Origin of the sequence: Shewanella sp. MM_2022_3 (genome assembly GCF_022557375.1) — a bacterium.
Taxonomy (GTDB): domain Bacteria; phylum Pseudomonadota; class Gammaproteobacteria; order Enterobacterales; family Shewanellaceae; genus Shewanella; species Shewanella xiamenensis.
Map to the genome: position 1 here is coordinate 72,137 of NZ_JAKZGV010000009.1, position 20,035 is coordinate 92,171.

Consider the following 20,035-nt stretch of genomic DNA (forward strand, 5'->3'; position numbering starts at 1 on the left):
TATATGCCACTGACGATCGAACCAGTAAAGCCATTTAAAACAATTATTTAAAGAAAAGTGTATCGGTAATATTATATGATGTATCTGAAGGGGGAATTATGTATACGCAATGTAAGGTGAAGTGTGCATCATGCAGTAAAGATGCGTATGTATATTTAACCGAATTACCAAGGATCATGGTGACATATAGGTTTGTCTGCCAGTTCTGCAAAAGTGAGAATAAAATTTCAACTCCATATGGTTTTATGTCTTCAAATATTGTTGATGGAAGCGTGTTACTCGAGGTGTTAAATGAGTGAGTTATTAATCGCTTAGCTGTGATTCTCACTGTTTCTCCAAAGTTTTTTAATCAAAAAATGGAAAATTGAAATTGAAAATAATTCATGCTTTTTTATTATCTTTTACACTATCTGCGGGTGGGTGTTCATTGTCAGCACATAACCAAGAAAGATTAGATGAATTTCCAGAGTGTGAGATAGAAACAATAAGGTTTAATAACAGACTTTCGCCAGAAGAATCTAACTGTATTACCAGAGGGCAGATGAAAGCTAGAAGAGATAACGAAATTAATGAAAGGCGATTAGAGAACTTGGAATACAAAAAAACACGAGAAAAAATAGAAGCTGATTACAAGAAAGAAACTAGTGAATATTTAAAATCAAAACAAGGTGAAATTGATAGGGTAACGTGTAACAACCTCATAAAACAGTCTTTGGTAAATATTTCCTATACTCGTATTGAATCTCTATCATTCTCTAGAAGTGATGGTTATTTAACATGCTCATCATTAGTCCACTATCAGGCATTTCATGGTATGGAAGCTCGTCCGATTACAGTTATTTACAATGAAAAAAATAAAATGATGAAGGTTTTAAGTAGGTAAACTTTTGGGGTGGGCATGAGAGTAAAATTAATTCGATTATCTAAATAACAAATACAGCAAGCAAAAGCTAAAAATGGTGAGTGTAAAATAATCCGTGTAAATGGCATTCTAACTATAAAACTCGCCCATGAATCACTCTACACCAGACTGATTCACGCCCCCCCAAAAAAAACCGTCCTAGGCCGCCATTTGCAGCTATTTTGGGGCGGTTTTTCCTTTAAGATGAATCATTTCTCTAGAGAACTGGTTCATGCCCCTGTTATGCCTATTTCGACTGGAGATATCGAGTGTTGGTTGGTTTGTAGCCAAACGAAGCGTTGCTATTACAAGAGCTAATCCGAATCTGGCTAAGAGGGGTGAATTATCTAACAAGGCTTTGTCCCAAAACGAGCAACATATCTGCTTTAAAATAAACAGGCGACACCGATGTTAAACAGGAGAGCCATGGTGATGGGCGAGACGACCGTCCGCCCCATGGACGGGGCGGTCGAGCATCCAAGGACGGACTTGCTGCGTGTCGGTGAGTCAATGCCATGGCGAGCCTATTCACATTGACTAATGTTAACAGCCACTTTTGCCACGTCTTTAAAGCAATCTCAATCACTATTCGCTTGAGGGGAAGCCGAAAGCAGATTATGTTGTTGATTTAAAATGGCAGATAGAATTATTGGTTGCCGTTTTCAATGGCTAAGGCGTGTAGTAACTGAAATGGACAACTTTGACTATAAATTGGGTACGTTAAACGGGATACTCACAGGGCTATCCTATGTAAACAATAAAGCGAATCACGGCTATACGTTTGAAATCATTAAAATTTATGCATCAAAACCATTAGAGATTGCAACGGAAAATTATCTTAAGGGTTTTTATAAGGATGCCACGGTTAGCTTTAGTGAAGTCATAGACTGGCGTCGTGAGATCAATGCAGCACTTCATAATTGGCTTTTTTCCTATCTCCTACCTACAACACAGGGTGGTTGCAGCTCAGCTTTTACTTCTCTTAAGGATGTCGATAACGCCTTTTCAATGTCCATAAAAAGCTTTAGAGACGAATTTATCAAACAGATAAGTGATCAACTTGATGCGCTGCTAGAGGTCAAAAGGGTTTTAGCTGTTTCATTGATAACGGATGAATGGTACGAGATGGAATGGGTTGATTTTGCTATCGAGGGCAGGAAAGGAGTTGTATTGCTTCACTTGGGCGTTTCTGATTGATCTCCTTTAAATTTGCTTCACAGGAACAGGTTAAATATCCCTATGAGCACTGAACTTATCCATGCAGTTAAAGCCAAGGATACACTTGCGGTTAAGCGCATTATTGCCAATGGCGCTGATCTTCAAGGGGTTGACGAGAATGGGATGACGGCACTGTTGCATGCCTGTGAGCTACAGTCTTTTGAATTGCTCAAACTATTGGTTGATGCGGGTGCCGATGTGAATCATCCAAATGCGCTGGGGTATCGTCCGCTCGATATTGCTTACTGGCAAGGAGAGTTTCGCATGGGATGCTATACCGCTGAGAGTCAGCGTATGGTGAGCTATTTAAGCCGCCATGGCGGTAAATCCTTTAGCTAGATATCAAAGCCTAAAACTAGGGCGTGTTGACGTTTCAGGGTTATTTTTGCAGCGAGTTGGCTGGCTTTTATGCAAGGTAAAGCCCGTGCGGTGTAGTTATTCTACATAAACGGGCGATAACGCAGCAGAAATGCAAGCCAAACGCTGCCCGAAGGGTTCGTCTGGCAAGCCCTTGCTCTTTGTCACTCGTCATTTGAGTAGAATAACTACACATCATTCCTCGTTTCGCGAGCACGAACTTGCCAGAACGAACAAAATTTAATCTCGAAACGTCAACACGCCCTAAAATAAACAAAAATCGCGTTGGACTCAGGTGTACTAGCTTTGCCTAACGCGATTTTGTATTCAACTTACCGCTTAATCACCAAAGTCATCGAGCAGGATATTTTCAGGCTCGACCCCTAGGCTTTCAAGCATACGGATCACCGAGGAGTTCATGATTGGAGGGCCACACATGTAGTACTCGCAATCCTCTGGTGCCTTATGATGTTTAAGGTAATTTTCGTAAATCACATTATGGATAAAGCCAGTGTAACCCGTCCAGTTATCCTCTGGTAACGGCTCCGACAGCGCCACATGCCAAACAAAGTTGTCATTCTCAGCCGCTAATGCATCGAAATCCTGTTGGTAAAACACCTCACGGGTCGAACGGGCACCGTACCAAAAACTCATCTTACGCTTGGTCTTTTTACTCTTTAGCTGATCGAAAATATGTGAGCGCATCGGTGCCATGCCCGCACCACCGCCGATAAATACCATTTCTGCATCGGTATCCTTCACAAAGAACTCACCGAATGGGCCAGAAATAGTCACCTTATCCCCCGCCTTGAGGTTAAAGATGTAAGAAGACATCTTACCCGGTGGCACATTGGCCGATGGTGGCGTGGCAATACGCACGTTAAGCATAATGCGGCCCTTTTCATCGGGATAGTTCGCCATTGAATAGGCGCGCAGCACATCTTCATTAACGGTGGAGACTAAGTCGAACAGACCGTATTTTTCCCAATCGTCGCGGTACTTAGCCGGAATATCAAAATCGGCGTACTTCACCACATGGGCTGGCGCTTCAATTTGGATATAGCCACCCGCCTTAAAGCGCACGTCTTCACCTTCGGGCAGTTTTAGCAGTAACTCTTTGATAAAGGTGGCCTTGTTGTCGTTTGAGATCACCTCACATTGCCACTTCTTCACGCCGAAGATTTCTTCCTCTAGCTCAAGTTCCATATCGGTTTTCACCGCGACTTGGCAGGCGAGACGACAACCTTCTTTGGCTTCTTTTTTAGTGATATGCCCTTGTTCTGTTGGCAGAATATCACCACCGCCCGATTTGACTTTCACTCGGCACTGGCCGCAAGTACCGCCGCCACCACAGGCCGAGGGAATAAAAATATTCTTGCTCGCCAAGGCGCCAAGCAGCTTGTCGCCCGCGGCAACTTTAATGCTTTTCTCGGCGTCGTCGTTAATCCCGATAGTGATCTCACCGGTAGTCACTAATTTCTTTTTGGCGATAAGGATTACTATCACCAGTAGGCACACCACTAAGGTGAACATGCCTATGCCTATTGCCATTTCCATTCGATAACCCTTTTTCTAAACAGAATGCGGTTTCACTTTCTCAGCCACGCGTTACAGCGAGATCCCCGAGAAAGACATAAAGCCAAGTGCCATCAACCCTGTGGTAATAAAGGTGATACCAATCCCCTGTAAGCCTTCAGGAATCGCATGAAACTTCATCCGCTCACGCAGCCCTGCCAGCATCACAATCGCCAACGCCCAACCCGTGCCCGAACCCATGGCAAACACCGCCGATTCGGCAAAGTTGTAATCACGGTTAGCCATAAAAATCACCCCGGCAAAAATCGCGCAGTTTACGGTGAGCAGTGGCAGGAAGATCCCGAGGGAGTCATACAGGCTTGGAATGTATTTATCTAAAAACATTTCAAGGATTTGCACTAAGGCCGCAATCACACCGATAAAGGTGATCAGTTGCAGGTAACTTAAGTCGATGCCAGGCATGCCCGCCCAAGCCAATGCGCCCGGTGCTAACACCTTCGCATAGATCAGTTGGTTTAAGGGCACGGCTAAGGTCATCACCACGATAACCGCAACGCCTAAGCCGAAAGCGGTCGACACCTTTTTAGACACGGCTAAAAAGGTACACATACCGAGGAAGAACGACAGCGCCATGTTGTCTAAGAAAGTGGCCTGTATAAACAGATTAATATAGTGTTCCATATCCGCTCCTTAACCGCGTTTACGCTGGATCACGTTAATGCTCCAGATCAGCAGGCCAATCAGGAAGAAGGCGCTTGGGGGCAACTTAAACATCTCGTTAGGTAAGTACCAGCCGCCGTTTTCAACCGTAGTCAACACGCTATGGCCAAACAGATTGCCCGTGCCTAATAGCTCACGCACAAAGGCCACACTGATCAGCACCAAGCCATAACCCGCCGCGTTACCCACGGCATCGACCACAGCTAAGTGCGGTGGATACTTCATCGCAAAGGCTTCTGCGCGGCCCATGATGATACAGTTAGTAATGATTAACCCAACGAATACAGAGAGTTGCTTAGATAGCTCGTAAGCCACATCCTGCAATACCATGTCGACAATAATCACCAAGGAGGCAATGACCGTCATCTGGGCAATAATCCGCACACTATTAGGGATAAAGTTGCGAATGGCGGAGATAATCAGGTTAGAAAACACCAGTACGAAGGTCACCGCCAGTGTCATCACCACGGCCGTCTGCATGGAGTTACTCACCGCCAGCGCCGAACATACCCCCAGCACTTGCATCGCCACTGGGTTATTGGCAAATACAGGGCCTGCTAGCATGTCCCGCATGGATAAACTGTTGCTCATTTTGCACCTCCCAACTCACCTTGCTCAGCCGATGCCTTTAATTGGTTGAAGAAGGTTTGGAAACCCTCGACGCCAAACCAAAACTCCATTGCGCGCTGTACGCCACGGCCTGTCATGGTCGCGCCACTCACAGCATCAACACCGTGGATATCACCCTCTTTGGCACCGCCTTTCACGAGGCGCATCGCAAACTTGCCTTTTTCATCAAAGAGTTGTTTACCCTTCCACAGGGATAACCAATGTGGGTCAGTCACAAAGTCACCGATACCTGGGGTTTCACCGTGCTCGTAAACCACCATGCCTTTAATAGTATTAAAGTCAGGCTCGACGGCCACGTAACCGTAGATCATCGACCATAGCCCTTTACCGTAGAAAGGCACGACCACGCTGGTTAATTTGCCGCTATCATCGAACACCTTAAACACGCGGGCATCGTTGGCGCGGGTCTTGATTTTGGCGATATCCTTTTTAGGGGCGCTTGAGGTTTCAGGGTTAATCGCCGCCATGCGCTCGTCAAAGTCGAGTACATTGGCATCAGAGTCCACTTTGCCTGTGTCGAGATTAATCAATAATGGCTTAACGGATTTAGCAAAAATCTCTCTAAACTCATTACCTTGGCCTAAATTGACATCGGCCGCCATCAACACATAACGTTGTAACTCATCGCGTTTTTTCGCGAGTTTGCGTTCTTTTAATACGCCTGCGGTACCGGTGATCATAAAGGAGCACAAAAGGCAGAGCGTAATGGTGAAGATCATGGTCCCCACCACAGTATCTTTCTTAAATACCATGACGTTTTACTCTCCGTTTGATGTTGGCACGGGCCACCAGATAATCGAACAGCGGTGCCCACAGGTTGGCGAACAGGATGGCTAACATCACGCCTTCTGGCATTTTGGGGTTAGCCACACGGATAAGGATTGTCATAAAACCAATCAAGGCGCCGTAGGCGAACTTGCCTTGGCGGGTATAAGAGGTCGTGACAGGATCGGTCGCCATAAACATCATCGCGATAGCAAAGCCGCCCGTGACTAAGTGCCATGTCCAAGGCATTGCCATCATCTGGTTTGTGCTTGAACCAATAACATTGAACAAGGTTGCAGTGGCAATCATGCCCAGCATCACACCCACCACAATACGCCAGTCGGCTAAACGGGTGATAAGCAGCAATAAACCACCGAGCAACACAGCGAGCGTGCTGGTTTCACCAATCGCGCCCACGGTAAAACCGAAGAAATTATTCCACCAGTTAGGGTCGCTAAAGGCGCTGTACCAAGCGTAATCGGCAAATTGCAGCTTACCGGCAGCGGCTTGCGCTAGGGCTGTCGCGCCAGAAAAACCATCCACGGCAACCAGTTGCTTAACGGTCGTGACTTCAGATGGATAGGCAAAATAGATAAAGGCCAAGCCAGCTAATGCGGGGTTAAGGAAGTTATATCCCATACCACCAAACAGCTCTTTGGCAATCACTACCCCAAAGCTAATCCCCATTACCACCAGCCAAAGCGGAATCGAAACGGGTAAAATCAGCGTAAATAACAAGGCAGTGACGAAGAAGCCTTCGTGCAATTCTTGGCGACGCACCTTGGCAAACACCACTTCCCAAAACAGGCCTGTCAGCAATGCCGTTAAGTAAATCGGCAGATAAAAACTTAAGCCGTAGAGGAATAAACCAATCACGCCCGTCTCGGCACTTAAGCCACCGCTTAAAGCGTTAAACAGCGCGAGTTTCCAGGTTTCTGGCGTCGTTAAGCCGCTTGCTAGTGCGAGCTGTGCCTGTAAGCCTACGTTATATAAGCCAAATAAAATGGCGGGTAATAAACAAAGGCCCACTAAGGTCATGGTACGTTTTACGTCAATGGCGTCACGCACGTGCACTTGTCCCTTAGTGCTACGACCACTGGCGATCACCAATGAGCGCACAAAGCCCTTCATCGATTTACCCGTGGCGTAGTAGTCGTCCTGTAAATCAGGTTTTTTAGGTTGTGTCGTCATTAACCTTCCCTCTCGATAACATCTAGACAAGCACGTAGCTCTTTACCGAAGTCATACTTGCCAGGGCACACAAAGGTACACAGGGCCAAATCTTCTTCATCTAACTCCAATGCGCCTAACGCCTGCGCCTCATCGGTATCTCGCACCACTAAGTCACGCACTAGCAGAGTGGGTAAAATATCTAATGGCATTACGCGATCGAGCTGACCAAAGGCCATCATGGCGCGCTGAGAGCCGCCCTGATGGGTGGTAAATTCGAAGGATTTAGTCAGGCCAAATAAACGGGAGGTTACCGCACGGGTGATAGAGAATTTGTCCGAACCGCCACGCACCCAAGGCAATACTTGGTGCTGTGCATCTTCGGCGAGAACCGATACCTGGTTGTGGAAGCGGCCTAAAAAGTCATGTACGCCTTGGGCGGTATGGCCCGATAACACTGAGCCTGACACCACACGGTTATTACCGGGTTTAATCTCATCGGCCACTAAGGCGCTCAGCTCTGCCCCTAACTGAGTGCGCAGTAAACGTGGATTAAGCACACTTGGACCACCTAAAGCCACCACGCGGTCGGTATAGAGTTCACCTGTTTGGAACAGCTTGCCGTAAGCGATCACATCTTGATAGCCGATGTGCCATACCTGACGCTCAATGCTCACGGGCAAGGTAAAGTGGATATGAGTTCCGGCTAATCCGGCTGGATGCACGCCAGCAAAACGGCGCACTTCAACCTTTGGTAAATCAGCACCGACTAAGGCTTCGCCCTTATCTTGGCAAAGGTAAACCTTGCCTTCGGTTAAATGACTTAGTACCGCTAAGCCCGCCTTAAAGGCATCGCGCTGCTCGGCAATAATCAACCTAGGATCGGCGGCAAGTGGATTGGTATCCATCGCCGTCACGAAAATACCTGCAGGTTTGCTATCTAACGCGGGAACACGGGAGAAAGGACGGGTACGCAGCGCAGTCCACAGACCACTGTTAACCAATTGCGCCTGAACCATCTCGGCAGAAAGTGCCTGTAAATCGGTGTGGATATCGAAACGGATCTGCTCATCGGCGTCTAAGCCATTGCAGCGGATCACCACGGATTGTAAGACTCGACGCTCGCCACGGTTAATTGCCACAATCTCGCCACTGGCGGGAGCGGTAAACAGTACGCCCTTTGTTTTTTTATCTTCAAACAAAGGTTGGCCTTTTTTGACCTTATCGCCGACTTCCACCAACATCGTCGGTTTTAAGCCAACATACTCCTCACCCAACAGGGCCACTTGGGATGGCCTATTACCGGGTTCGATGATAGGCCTAGGCTCACCCGAAATCGGCAAGTAGAGGCCTTTTTTGATCGTTATAACTTGGTTTGAAAAATCTGCCATCACAAATATCAACCATGAAAATTTTTAGATAAATTTAGGGTAGATGTTTGTTAACAGATAATCCGATAGTGGCGTCACATTCCGCTGCAATTTCGTAAGTAATATACGTAAAATTGCATTATTTTGTGATAAAGATCGAGTCAGATTCTGAACAAAAACTTCAAATGTAGTTTTATAACAAATAATTCATAATTACGTCATAACTGTTTTAGAAATAACTTAACTATATAAAAACAGACAAAAATCCCCCTCTTAGACCACGAATCGGGGCAAAGGCACAAAACCCAGAGTCAGTGGCGAGTTAGTGCACAATATGTCGCAATAAACCTAGCAAAATCCCCACAAGGCATTGGTTATTTTTAACCCACTAACATTCTTAGCGCCGCATTAACCTTTGCTTTACAGCAAAAGCTTGATAGCCTCGAACTAAGATAGTTTCCGTAGGAGAAATAGATGGAATACAGACGCATACCGCATTCTAATCTCGAGGTGAGCAAAATCTGTTTAGGCACCATGACTTGGGGCGAACAAAATACCCAAGCCGAGGCCTTTGCACAGCTAGACTACGCCATCGGCAGTGGCATCAACTTTATTGATACTGCGGAAATGTACCCTGTGCCGCCAAAGCCGGAAACCCAAGGCGAAACCGAACGCATTTTGGGCCAATATATCAAGGCCCGTGGCAACCGTGATGACCTAGTGATCGCCACTAAGATTGCCGCGCCAGGTGGCAAGAGTGACTATATTCGCAAAAACATGGCGCTAGACTGGAACAACATTCACCAAGCAGTTGATGCCTCGCTCGAACGCCTGCAAATCGATACTATCGATCTCTATCAAGTGCATTGGCCGGATCGCAATACCAACTTTTTCGGGGAATTATTTTACGACGAGCAAGAGATTGAGCAGCAAACGCCGATCCTCGAAACCCTCGAAGCCCTCGCCGAAGTCATTCGCCAAGGTAAAGTGCGCTATATCGGTGTATCGAACGAAACCCCTTGGGGACTGATGAAGTATCTGCAACTGGCGGAAAAACACGGCCTGCCGCGCATTGTCACAGTGCAAAACCCCTATAACCTGCTCAACCGCAGTTTTGAGGTGGGCATGAGTGAAATCAGCCACCGCGAAGAGTTGCCACTACTGGCCTACTCGCCCTTGGCCTTTGGTGCCCTGAGCGGCAAATATTGCAACAACCAATGGCCCGAAGGCGCGCGCTTAACCCTGTTTAAACGCTTCGCCCGTTATACTGGTTCGCAAATGGCACTCGATGCCACAGCGGCCTACGTAGACTTAGCCCGCGAGTTTAATCTATCCCCCGCGCAAATGGCGCTAGCCTTTGTTAATTCACGTAAATTTGTTGGCTCAAACATTATTGGCGCCACAGATTTATACCAGTTGAAAGAGAATATCGACAGCTTAAAAGTCAGCCTATCGCCCGAGTTACTCGTACGACTAAACCAACTATCCGATCAATTTAGATTACCTTGCCCTTAGTCGATAAGCGGGTTAAATAATGGAACGATGGCATCAGGTAAATACACCTGATGCCATTGATTTAATAGCAATAAACTCTAAGCCGTTATGCATTCCTTTTCTCGCTGTACCTATCTGGATATAGCTTAATTGAAACCTTATTCCTCTCTCACTGACGCTGCGTCATTAACCTCCCAAGCCACACCCTCAACGCAATCCCCAATCCTAGGTTACATTCGGATACAAAGTCCTTTTAAGAACTGAAATATAGTGCTCGCACTACCACTCGACAGAAATTTTAAGGATAGAAAATGAAGAAACTTTGCTTTGTTATCACAAGTGTTTTGATGTCTAGCCATGCTTTTGCAGAAAGCAATACTTACATTCGTAACGGTAATGTTTATAGCCATCAAAATCAGTTTTTTGCAGGAGTTGGTGTCGCAACTGGCAGCAAGTTTTACAAAGGACAAGATCACCAAACGGGTATCCTCCTCAATGGCGGCTACCATGGTGAAGACTTCAACGTCGATCTATCCGGTATTAACTACCGCTTTTTAGGCACCAATGATAGTGCGATTAATTTCAGTATCTTTGCCGTTGCCAACCCGGGTTTTGATGCCGACCATGCCGATATTTTAGCGGGCATGAAGGATCGCAAATTCAGCGGTGATGTAGGGCTAAACGCCGACATTCATTTAGGTGTAGGTACACTCTCAACCAAATTCCAACACGATGTGACAAATGTTTATAATGGTTTTCAGGCTGATATCACCTATTACCATCCCATTAATCTTGGCTTTGGGGATCTCGTGCCTTATGCCGGTGTACATTACTTTAGTAAAGACTTTGCCAACTACTACACAGGTGTTAACTCATCCGAAGCAACCGCGCAGCGCCCTGCATATCAGGCAGACGGTACCTTCGCCTATAAACTGGGTTACAGCTTAGTTATTCCAATCACTAAGCATTTAGACATTACCCAGGCTACAGGTTATTCGTACTTAGGTACCAATATGGCTGACTCGCCACTCATTGATAGCCGTAATCAGTGGGCGGCAACCTTAGGTGTGAGCTATAGCTTCTAAGTAATCTGACGAGACAAGATCATGATATCTATTAATAAAACGTTTTTATGCGCAGGATTAGCTCTGATGCTTTCAGCTTGTGCCACTTCCTATGATACTGAAAAGCAATTTTGGTCTTTCGGTAAGGGATTTGAAACCGTGCAAATAGCGCCCGATGGCTGGCAGATAAGCTTTGTTGGCAACACCAACACTGACCGTGCATTAGCTCGTAAATACGTTATGCGTAAGTCGGCAGAGTTATGTAAGCAAGCGGGTTATCGCTACTTCACGTTTACTCACGAGCAAACAGATCGTGACGCCGTAGGCCAGTTTGGTGTAGGTGCAACTGCGAGTAAGGATATCCTGTGGGGAACATCGACAATGAATCAGGAGACCTCTGTCATGGTCGAAGTCACAGGTTTACAAAGCAAGCCTGAAAATCCCCGTTCACGTATCTACGAAACGGATTACATACTGAATAATGTCGATGTAAACAGTTAATTGCCCATCCAAAGTGCATCAGCTCATGCTGGTGCACTTTAATCCCCATTATCCCCTATGCCCCCATATGCACACCCAGCTAAGGCATCGTTCCTAAAGCGTAAACGTTAGTGACATGCGAGCACCACCAAGCTTAGCAGAGCGCCCAATGCTTAATGGCGTGCCCATCCAACAGCCAATTCTATCGACAATCGCTAACCCCATACCATGACCTGCATTACCACGGCTATGCTGACCACGCACAAAAGGTTTAATCACTTGCAAAGACTCATGTTCATCAATCCCCGGACCATCATCTTCAACATGTAACCAAGTCGCGCCCTGCTCTACATCCAAGCTCAACCGGATCGTCGATTTACCAAAACGCAGTGCATTACTGAGTAAATTATTAACCTGCATGGACAAGTAGTTAGGATCTGTTTTGACAACAAGTGGTGTGCAATAGGTAACCACTTCGACCGAAAAACCTGGATATTCTTGGCCTTGGTATGTGTCGAGCAACCATGCATTTAGCTCAATCGACTGCCAATCTGGCTCGATATTCGCTTCATCAAGGCGGGCATAGCTTAGCAATGTCATTACCAAGTCTTCCATCGTGTCCAAATCGCGGTTCAAGCGCTGGAAATACTTGACTCTAAGCTGCTCGCTTTGGGTTTCTTCCAATGCCTCAATACCAAATCTGAGCCGCGCAATCGGGGTTTTCAAATCGTGAGAAACGGCTCGACTGAGCAATTTGTTGTCATCAATCAACTGCTGAATGCGATCAGCCATGCGGTTGAATTCGTTTTCAATATTGCCTATATAAGAGGTTTTTTGGACTGGAATTCGCCGTTGTAAATCCCCCATGCCAAACGCTTGAGTCACTTTACTAAGATTAACTAGCTGACGGATTAAAGGAGATACCCACACCAACAAAATCATCACCAAACCACCATAAAAAAGCATGGTGTATAGCTTATTCAAGTCAAAGCTGACATCCGTCGGCGTAACAATATCGGTATTGATGTTCAATACTTGCCCTGTTTTAGGCAGTAAATAATGCAAGGAGATGCCGTCATCGGACTCGAGCAGAAGTGATTTTCCCGCATAAAACTCTGCTTTAAGGGCTGAGGGTAAGACGAAATCGGCTTCACTCACTAAAGACAGTTGCTCTGAATTTAGCTGGTTCCAATTTTCTATGACGCGATGCTGACTGGCACTGTCTTCATCTAGGGTTTTAGCCAACGTGCCGCCTAGCAGCTTTAATGCTGCGAGCTGAGTGGCTGGGATTTGCGTGTCATTATCAGGATCCAAAAAGCTGGCAAACTCACTTATCGACCATCCTAAGCTTGCAATAGAAACCAACACGACCAATACCAGAGAAGTGATTAATTTCTTCATCACTCCAGCTCAGCCTCGTCGCGGCAAAAAAGGTATCCCTTGCCACGGATGGTTTTCACTTTGTAGGGCAGGCTTGAAGCTTCCTGCAATTTTTTGCGTAAACGGGATATACGAATATCTACCGAACGATCCAAGCCATCGTATTCAAAGCCTCGCAACTCAGCGACTAACTCATTGCGACTGACAATAGTGCCCGCCTTGAGTGCCAGCAGCCACAATACATCGAACTCATTGGCGTTTAAATCCAGCAGCTGCTTATCAATAGTGACCGTTTTTGCCGTTGCATTAAGCAACATAGAATCAAACACTAACTGTTGTTTTTGTTCTTCATCCCCCACGCGACGTAATAGGGCTTTTATCCGCGCTAACAACACCTGCGGCCGGATCGGTTTAGTGAGATAATCATCAGCCCCGGCATCTAACCCGCGGATCTCATCGCCGTCCTCAATACACGCCGTCATAAATAAAATCGGCCCAGAGTAAAATGCCCTCGCCTCCTTACACACATCGAAACCATTCTTAACGGGCATCATCACATCGAGTAATACTAAGTCCGGTGTTTCTTCAGCAATCATCTCTAAGGCAAAATCACCTTGGCTGGCGACCGTTACCCCATAGCCATGATCCAGTAAATAATCACTGATCCACTCTGCCAGTGAGATATCGTCTTCAACCACTAAAATGTGCTTTTCAGCTGACATATTAGAATAACCTCCAACCTGACTGGCTCTGCTTAGGGGCCTTATAAACCCATGTGACCATCACTTTGACTTGAGCGAGCGCTTGCACGTCATCATTGCGGATCAGAGTGAAAGTCGCCGTTTTATCCCCTTCAAAACTATATTGGTATTCCTGCAACCTGTTACCACTCCAGCAGGTTAGCTGTTGCTGGCGATCCGTGAGGATAAGGCAATACTCGCCACTCGCGGGTGTCTGCCAGCGAAATAAGACATCTTGATAGCAGGTTTGCCCTTTATGTAGTGCAATACAACGCTCGGGAGTGGCAGTAAACATCACCGAATCGTCCTGACTCCAAGCAAAAAAAGGCGCATTCAGTAACACAAGCCATAGAAAGAATCGCTTCATGCTTTCTCCCTAAAACACATAGCTGATAGAGGCATTAAAGTACGATGCATAGCTAGCTTGATTAAAGGGACTGTCGGTTACCTCTTGGGACAACAGGTTGAAGCGATACATAGCTCGAAAGACAACATTCTCACTGATAGGATAGGCAACGCCTAGCTCCATACCATAGCTAAAAGAACTACTCGGACGATATTCGGGAAATTGCTCAGTAGCCTCTTCTTTACTGATACCAAAAAGATAGCGATTTAAGGTGGCAGAAGAATAGCCAACGCTCCCCAATACGTGAAAATTCCAGTTACGAACCTGCCAAGATTTACCCAATCTGGCAGTACTCTGAATACCTTGATCATCATAATAATCAGACACTAATCTGAACTGAAAAACGTAGTTATCACCCCAATAACGCGTGGCACGAAACCCTGCGCCAATGTAGAGAGAATCCTCTGAGAGTAAATAAGCATTGCGACCCGCTTCATCGAGCGTGCTGGGGTCCACATCTGACGGACGAGCCCATGACCCCTGTAAGTTCGCCAGTAACAGTTCTAAGGACCAATCCTCAGAGCTCCAAAGATTAACTCCAAGATTCACACCATCCTGAGATTGGTGAATCATCTCAATAAACAACCCTTTATACTGATACATACCACTGACCAACAGTGATAACTGCGCAGTACCGCCTTCTGCTTGTCGGACATCAACTTGATTGACCCCATAAACACTCATACCCAGCTCAAAATCACCTCCGTCATCGAAGCGATTTGCGCCGCCATTCACGCTACTAGCAATATCTGATGCGGCAACGGTACCGGGAAGAATGCTCAGTATTAATATAAGAAGCCAATGAATATGCATGCCCATTTAATTCACATTTTTACTCGTTACGTTGCGCTACATATTACAACAGTTTGTTAGAAAGTGTGGGTTTTAGGGATATTTGGGTAACCATTTGACTGATTTTTTAGGTAACACAAAGTACGTCTAATCCCCTTATTTTGCATAAGCTGGCTAAACCGCACTGCAAGCTAAGCCTATGCGGCCCTGAGGGAATATAGTGCAACTCATTGAACTGTTTTTCTTTCATTAAATCCTTTGAGCGCATATCGATACATTACCCGACCACCTTGCTACTATAGCCTCAACGATTGGGCTCAACATCAAGGAACAAAGATGAAACAGACTATTGTCCATATCGCACTCGTAGTAAGAGACTACGATGAGGCGATTGATTTTTATGTTAATAAACTCAAATTTGAATTGATTGAAGACAGTTATCAACCCGAGCAAGATAAACGCTGGGTTGTGGTTGCGCCGCCTAATTCCCATGGTACCGCCCTACTATTAGCCAAAGCCTCCAAACCCGAGCAGGAATCATTTATCGGTAATCAGGCCGGAGGACGGGTGTTTTTATTCTTAAATACCGATGATTTTTGGCGCGATTATGAGCATATGCGGTCAATAGGCATTCACTTTATTCGCGAGCCACAAGTGCAAGATTACGGTACTGTAGCCGTATTTGAAGATCTCTATGGCAACCGTTGGGATTTATTGCAGCTCAGCCCTCACCACCCCATGGCGAAAAGATGTCAGTAACTATGTGATTGAATAAAAAGCAAATCAGCCTTTCCCTCATTAGCAATCATACTCTGCATCGACACCGATGCAGTAATGGCAAGTGTCGCTAGTTACGACCAAATACTCGGATTTAGATGCAATAAAAACAAAAAAGCGAAGCCATTTGGCTTCGCTTTTCCCCAGAAACTAGCTGAGACTAAGTTACCAAAATTTCCACCATGGCTTTTCACGCTGCAAAGGCATAGGAGCTTGAGTCTCTTTAGTCGCCGGAGTCTCAGGCATTGGCACCCAAGAAGAGGTATCGACACCTTTAATCCCCATATCCAAAGAGGAGGAATTTCGACACCTGTATCTGTCACTCAAATAAGGGTTAGCATATAACTCAACTAAACCGTATGGCACTAAATTTTTATCATAAAAGGAGAGTTCCGCAATACCTGAAAATGATTCCGCCGTTCGGGTAAAACATTGATTAAAGGTAATGGCGTCCTCATCCGGATCATTTAAGAAAAATACCTCTAAAGGATGCATTGAAAGGTAGGGATATTTTAAGTCTTGTAGATCACTAACGGCTTTGGCCCAATATTCTTCTGCTATTGCTTCATGTCCACAAAACTCAACAAACAAGTGCTTGCTAGCAATAATATTTGCTAAGGCTCTTTCTTTGGTTGTACAAGGAGCCATAAATTTAAATACACCTGGCTCATCTTCATCACTGGTGTAATTGTATTCAGCAGGTTGGAGATCCGCTGCCTCAAAACAAAAAAACCAAGCCGCAGGAATTTGATTACTACCAGTAGCAACAACATCGTAAGGTTCTGCTTTTTCTATTAAAGTTTCGATACAACCACTCATTAACTCAGAGTTAATTAGGTAAGCATTATTTGCCATTTATTATTTCCATAATACAAAATATTTTATCATCAGCTGAAAATCAGCTTATTTATAAAGCAAAGAAAATTATTAAATTTACAGAATGAAAGACTTATAAAACCATTCAATTAATCACTTTTAATTTGTATTTATAATATGCCAAGACATTGATTGAAAATAGTATTCAGAACTCACATTTATGAACTATAAAAAGTAAAAAGCGAAGCCATTTGGCTTCGCTTTTTGTTTACTTAATAGCAGTTTATTTCATCAACCATGCGCGGTAAGACTTACCCTTAATCCGGCCGCTGGTGATCTTGCTCAGTGCCTTTTTAGCCACTTTACGGTTTACTGCCACATAGGCGCGGTAGTCGGTCACGAGGATTTTACCCACCTGCGTACCCTCAATGCCATTATCACCCGTCAGGGCGCCAAGAATATCACCAGGGCGAAGTTTCTCTTTTTTACCGCCATCGATTTGCAGAGTGATCATGGTTGGCGCATTAGGCGCACTGCCAAGCAAGCTTAATGATGGCAGTGATTCACTGGTAATTTCTCGATCTAAGTACTCTTCTAGCAAGGCAATCTTGTAACCGTCTTGATCGTTATAAAAGGTATAAGCAGCGCCTTTACTGCCCGCACGGCCAGTACGGCCAATACGGTGAATGTGCACTTCGGTATCGTAGGCCACATGGTAGTTAAATACGGCATCTAGCGCATCGATATCTAAACCACGGGCGGCTACATCGGTTGCCACCAGCACGCAGGCGCTCTTGTTGGCAAATTGCAACAGGGTTTCGTCCCTATCGCGCTGTTCTAAATCGCCGTGCAAGGCCAAAACACTAAAGCCTAAACCCTCGAGTTCGTCGGCCACTTTTTGCGTTTCACGCTTGGTATTACAAAATACCACGGCGCTTTCTGGCTTATGTTCTAACAGTAATAATTGCAGCGCTTGCATGCGCGACTTATCGTCATCTAACTGATAAAAATGCTGTTCGATGGTATTTTTTTCATGGGTAACCGCGGCCTTAACCATCACAGGGTTATACATGATTTGGTTAGCAATCGATTGAATTTGCTCAGGGAATGTCGCACTAAACAGCAGCGTTTGGCGCTCGCGTGGTGACTGTTCAATAATCGCATCGAGCTGTGGTTGGAACCCCATTTCGAGCATGCGGTCAGCTTCATCAAGCACTAACATATTCAGATGACTTAAATCTAAACGATTGCGGTCTAAGTGATCGACAATCCGCCCCGGTGTTCCCACAATAATATGGGCACCATGCTCTAAAGAGCCAATTTGTGGCCCCATTGGCACACCACCACACAGGGTTAATACTTTCACGTTGTGTATACCGCGGGCCAGAGTACGGATCTCCTGCGCCACTTGGTCGGCCAACTCGCGGGTTGGACATAGCACTAAGGTTTGAATGCGAAAACGCTTAACGTCTAATTTATTTAGTAAACCTAGACCAAAGGCCGCCGTTTTACCTGACCCCGTTTTACCCTGACCTATCACATCCTCGCCCGCTAAAATGGCTGGCAAGCTTTGCGCCTGAATGGGCGTCATCTCGTTGTAGCCCATAGAAGAAAGGTTCTCAAGCAGTTCGGTTTTTAGCTTAAGGGTCGAGAAAGCCAGTGATGGAGTAGGCTTAGTATCTGAATTGCTCAAGGCGAATATCCTGTGGTGGGTAACGAAGCGGCTGCTAGGTTACTAAAATTGCGTTACTTATCGATTAAACGGGTTTATCAAGATTCAGGTTTACGTAAGGCAAGAATTCAATTCTGCGCTCGCTCAACCCAAAAGTACCGCTATTGTAGCAACAACGAGCAGCTTTTACCTCAAGTCCTTAAACTCAAGTCCTTAAACAATCGAAATCGTCTGCGTAAACCGCAATAAAAAAGCCCTGCAAGGATACAGGGCTTTGGTTTTAATCAGCACGGCAAACTTAACAGATTAAGCGATTTGGCCAAAACGCCCTTCTTGATAATCGCGAATCGCCTGCTGAATTTCCGCCTGGGTGTTCATCACAAAGGGGCCCATCTGCACAATTTTTTCGCGAATCGGTTTACCCACAAACAGTAACATGCCCGCACCGCGATCATCGGCCTTAAGCTGCAATGGCGTTTGGCTATCGAGCACTAAAAACTGGCCTTCATTGAATGACCACTGTGAGCCTTCGCCCTTACTCAAGCCACCTTGGTAAAGATAGAGGGCGGCAAACTCATGCTTGGATAAATCGAGCAGCGCTTCACCATTGGCGTTAATCATCAAGTCGGCAATCGCCGCTTCGCCCGCTAATCCTTGGATGGTGGCACTGATGGCGCTCTTACCCGCAAAAGCCCAATCACCCGCCAAGGCTTTAAGGGTTGCGCCTGTGTCGTTCATGGTTTCAACGCTTGCGATTGAAGCCGTATCCTGATACGTCGCAGGGCGCAGTTTATCTTTCGCGGGCATATTGACCCAAATTTGGAAGCCATGCAGACCATTGAGTGCATCGGCCAGCGGCATTTCAGAATGCACCACGCCGTAACCCGTGCTCATCCACTGCACATCGCCGGCACGAATCGCTTTGACGTTACCCATTTGATCGCGATGCTCAAATCCGCCCTTACGGATATAGGTAAAGGTCTCCATCCCACGGTGCGGATGCGGTGGAAAGCCACCAATAAAATCCTGTTTATCATCGGATTTGATCTCATCCATCATCAAAAACGGGTCAAAATGGGTAGTGATAAAGTCCGCCACACGGCGAATATTCACCCCGTCGCCATCCATCGCAGGTTTAGCAGAAAACTGGCCTAAGACTTTCATTTTATGCTCCTAACTCGTAAGGCATTAGCCTGTGCACTCGCTATCTCTTGGCTCCCCAAATGACAGGGTGAAACTGTGGCAATGCTGATGGTGGCAGAATAACAAGGAAATTTGCAAAAGAATAACGCGAAATCACGCTTAGATTTTTCGAAAAAGTAGAATGGTTGGGAATTGAGTAAACGGCGTTATAACTTGCTTAAACAATACTTCTCGAAATAAAGCGTTTGTGAAAAAGTGTGTGAACTGTTTATCACTAGGACAAAGGAAATTGCCATTGTCTCCCCAGTGACACGCCATCCCATTCTTTGACAAAAAGCCCAGAGGCTCGACGGCGACATCTGCTGTACAGGATGTACTAATGCAGCGATCACATGGATGTGAATGAGCTGCCATATTGCCAACGGTTACTGGTGCTTCAATGGCAATTCACACACCACATACAACCGTTTCGTCATCCGAAGATATGGGACAAAAGCTTAATAGCAATTTTATCTGCTCAGAGGGAGCTTATTGTCATTGTTTCCCCAGTGACACGCCGTGAATATGTCTCTATAGGCTCGACGGCGACATCTGCTGTATATGG

21 protein-coding genes are annotated in these 20,035 nt (G+C 45.8%); 8 read left to right on the forward strand and 13 right to left on the reverse strand.

Features of this window, described 5'->3' with window-relative positions:
- Positions 1–370: 370 nt before the first annotated feature.
- From MMG82_RS07720 to MMG82_RS07730, 4 genes are all read left to right on the forward strand, one after another.
- Entirely contained in the window at positions 371–883 is a 513-nt protein-coding gene (locus MMG82_RS07720) for a hypothetical protein (protein ID WP_172591031.1), read from the forward strand.
- Between the two features lie 426 nt (positions 884–1,309).
- Entirely contained in the window at positions 1,310–1,438 is a 129-nt protein-coding gene (locus tag MMG82_RS21580; RefSeq protein WP_260846243.1) for a hypothetical protein, read from the forward strand.
- 96 nt (positions 1,439–1,534) lie between these two features.
- The gene (locus tag MMG82_RS07725) at positions 1,535–2,098 is read left to right on the forward strand and encodes a hypothetical protein (protein WP_037414603.1); all 564 of its coding nucleotides are present in this window, start codon (positions 1,535–1,537) and stop codon (positions 2,096–2,098) included.
- 42 nt (positions 2,099–2,140) lie between these two features.
- Entirely contained in the window at positions 2,141–2,458 is a 318-nt protein-coding gene (locus MMG82_RS07730; RefSeq protein ID WP_037414601.1) for an ankyrin repeat domain-containing protein, read from the forward strand.
- A gap of 357 nt (positions 2,459–2,815) precedes the next feature.
- Here MMG82_RS07730 and nqrF read toward each other — a convergent pair whose 3' ends face one another.
- The 6 genes from nqrF to MMG82_RS07760 are packed head-to-tail and all read right to left on the reverse strand — an operon-like array spanning position 2,816 to position 8,688.
- The gene (gene nqrF / locus MMG82_RS07735; protein ID WP_037429485.1) at positions 2,816–4,033 is read right to left on the reverse strand and encodes an NADH:ubiquinone reductase (Na(+)-transporting) subunit F; all 1,218 of its coding nucleotides are present in this window, start codon (positions 4,031–4,033) and stop codon (positions 2,816–2,818) included.
- A 51-nt stretch (positions 4,034–4,084) separates the two neighbouring features.
- Positions 4,085–4,693: an NADH:ubiquinone reductase (Na(+)-transporting) subunit E gene (gene nqrE, locus MMG82_RS07740; protein ID WP_011071187.1), complete on the reverse strand. Its 609-nt coding sequence runs from the start codon at positions 4,691–4,693 to the stop codon at positions 4,085–4,087.
- Between the two features lie 9 nt (positions 4,694–4,702).
- Positions 4,703–5,323 (reverse strand): NADH:ubiquinone reductase (Na(+)-transporting) subunit D, encoded by a 621-nt coding sequence (locus tag MMG82_RS07745; RefSeq protein ID WP_011071186.1) that lies wholly within the window; start codon positions 5,321–5,323, stop codon positions 4,703–4,705.
- The gene (locus MMG82_RS07750) at positions 5,320–6,114 is read right to left on the reverse strand and encodes a Na(+)-translocating NADH-quinone reductase subunit C (RefSeq protein WP_037414594.1); all 795 of its coding nucleotides are present in this window, start codon (positions 6,112–6,114) and stop codon (positions 5,320–5,322) included. Before MMG82_RS07750 ends, MMG82_RS07745 begins: the two co-directional genes overlap by 4 nt.
- Positions 6,104–7,318 (reverse strand): NADH:ubiquinone reductase (Na(+)-transporting) subunit B, encoded by a 1,215-nt coding sequence (locus tag MMG82_RS07755; protein ID WP_037429001.1) that lies wholly within the window; start codon positions 7,316–7,318, stop codon positions 6,104–6,106. The genes MMG82_RS07750 and MMG82_RS07755 overlap by 11 nt, the downstream gene beginning before the upstream one ends.
- The gene (locus tag MMG82_RS07760; protein WP_241406695.1) at positions 7,318–8,688 is read right to left on the reverse strand and encodes a Na(+)-translocating NADH-quinone reductase subunit A; all 1,371 of its coding nucleotides are present in this window, start codon (positions 8,686–8,688) and stop codon (positions 7,318–7,320) included. The genes MMG82_RS07755 and MMG82_RS07760 overlap by 1 nt, the downstream gene beginning before the upstream one ends.
- 453 nt (positions 8,689–9,141) lie before the next feature.
- Here MMG82_RS07760 and MMG82_RS07765 point away from each other — a divergent pair, with 453 nt between their 5' ends.
- The 3 genes from MMG82_RS07765 to MMG82_RS07775 all read left to right on the forward strand — a co-directional run bounded on the left by MMG82_RS07765 (position 9,142) and on the right by MMG82_RS07775 (position 11,726).
- Positions 9,142–10,182, forward strand: coding sequence for an NADP(H)-dependent aldo-keto reductase (locus MMG82_RS07765; protein ID WP_218737346.1), 1,041 nt, complete (start codon positions 9,142–9,144; stop codon positions 10,180–10,182).
- A 290-nt stretch (positions 10,183–10,472) separates the two neighbouring features.
- Positions 10,473–11,246 carry an outer membrane protein OmpV gene (gene ompV, locus MMG82_RS07770; protein WP_218677827.1) on the forward strand — a complete coding sequence of 258 codons (774 nt, stop codon included), beginning with the start codon at positions 10,473–10,475 and terminating at the stop codon, positions 11,244–11,246.
- Between the two features lie 21 nt (positions 11,247–11,267).
- The gene (locus MMG82_RS07775; RefSeq protein WP_172591034.1) at positions 11,268–11,726 is read left to right on the forward strand and encodes a hypothetical protein; all 459 of its coding nucleotides are present in this window, start codon (positions 11,268–11,270) and stop codon (positions 11,724–11,726) included.
- 93 nt (positions 11,727–11,819) lie between these two features.
- Here MMG82_RS07775 and MMG82_RS07780 read toward each other — a convergent pair whose 3' ends face one another.
- Genes MMG82_RS07780 through MMG82_RS07795 form a run of 4 tightly spaced genes read right to left on the reverse strand, consistent with a single transcriptional unit; the run spans position 11,820 to position 15,050 of the window.
- The gene (locus tag MMG82_RS07780; RefSeq protein WP_172590319.1) at positions 11,820–13,106 is read right to left on the reverse strand and encodes an ATP-binding protein; all 1,287 of its coding nucleotides are present in this window, start codon (positions 13,104–13,106) and stop codon (positions 11,820–11,822) included.
- A complete protein-coding gene (locus MMG82_RS07785) occupies positions 13,106–13,807 on the reverse strand; it encodes a response regulator transcription factor (protein WP_144346597.1) in 702 nt (233 codons plus the stop codon). The genes MMG82_RS07780 and MMG82_RS07785 overlap by 1 nt, the downstream gene beginning before the upstream one ends.
- Before the next feature lies 1 nt (position 13,808).
- Positions 13,809–14,192 (reverse strand): DUF3019 domain-containing protein, encoded by a 384-nt coding sequence (locus MMG82_RS07790; RefSeq protein ID WP_241406696.1) that lies wholly within the window; start codon positions 14,190–14,192, stop codon positions 13,809–13,811.
- Between the two features lie 9 nt (positions 14,193–14,201).
- A complete protein-coding gene (locus MMG82_RS07795; RefSeq protein ID WP_172590320.1) occupies positions 14,202–15,050 on the reverse strand; it encodes a MipA/OmpV family protein in 849 nt (282 codons plus the stop codon).
- Between the two features lie 309 nt (positions 15,051–15,359).
- Here MMG82_RS07795 and MMG82_RS07800 point away from each other — a divergent pair, with 309 nt between their 5' ends.
- Positions 15,360–15,782 carry a VOC family protein gene (locus tag MMG82_RS07800; RefSeq protein ID WP_037429007.1) on the forward strand — a complete coding sequence of 141 codons (423 nt, stop codon included), beginning with the start codon at positions 15,360–15,362 and terminating at the stop codon, positions 15,780–15,782.
- A 183-nt stretch (positions 15,783–15,965) separates the two neighbouring features.
- On the opposite strand, the gene MMG82_RS07805 is transcribed toward MMG82_RS07800, so the two are convergent.
- From MMG82_RS07805 to MMG82_RS07815, 3 genes are all read right to left on the reverse strand, one after another.
- Complete coding sequence (locus MMG82_RS07805; protein ID WP_218737349.1) at positions 15,966–16,655, reverse strand: hypothetical protein; 690 nt, start codon at positions 16,653–16,655, stop codon at positions 15,966–15,968.
- Between the two features lie 244 nt (positions 16,656–16,899).
- Entirely contained in the window at positions 16,900–18,309 is a 1,410-nt protein-coding gene (dbpA, locus tag MMG82_RS07810) for an ATP-dependent RNA helicase DbpA (protein WP_241406697.1), read from the reverse strand.
- Positions 18,310–18,594: 285 nt separating this feature from the next.
- Positions 18,595–19,452, reverse strand: coding sequence for a pirin family protein (locus tag MMG82_RS07815; protein ID WP_241406698.1), 858 nt, complete (start codon positions 19,450–19,452; stop codon positions 18,595–18,597).
- Positions 19,453–20,035: the final 583 nt, after the last annotated feature.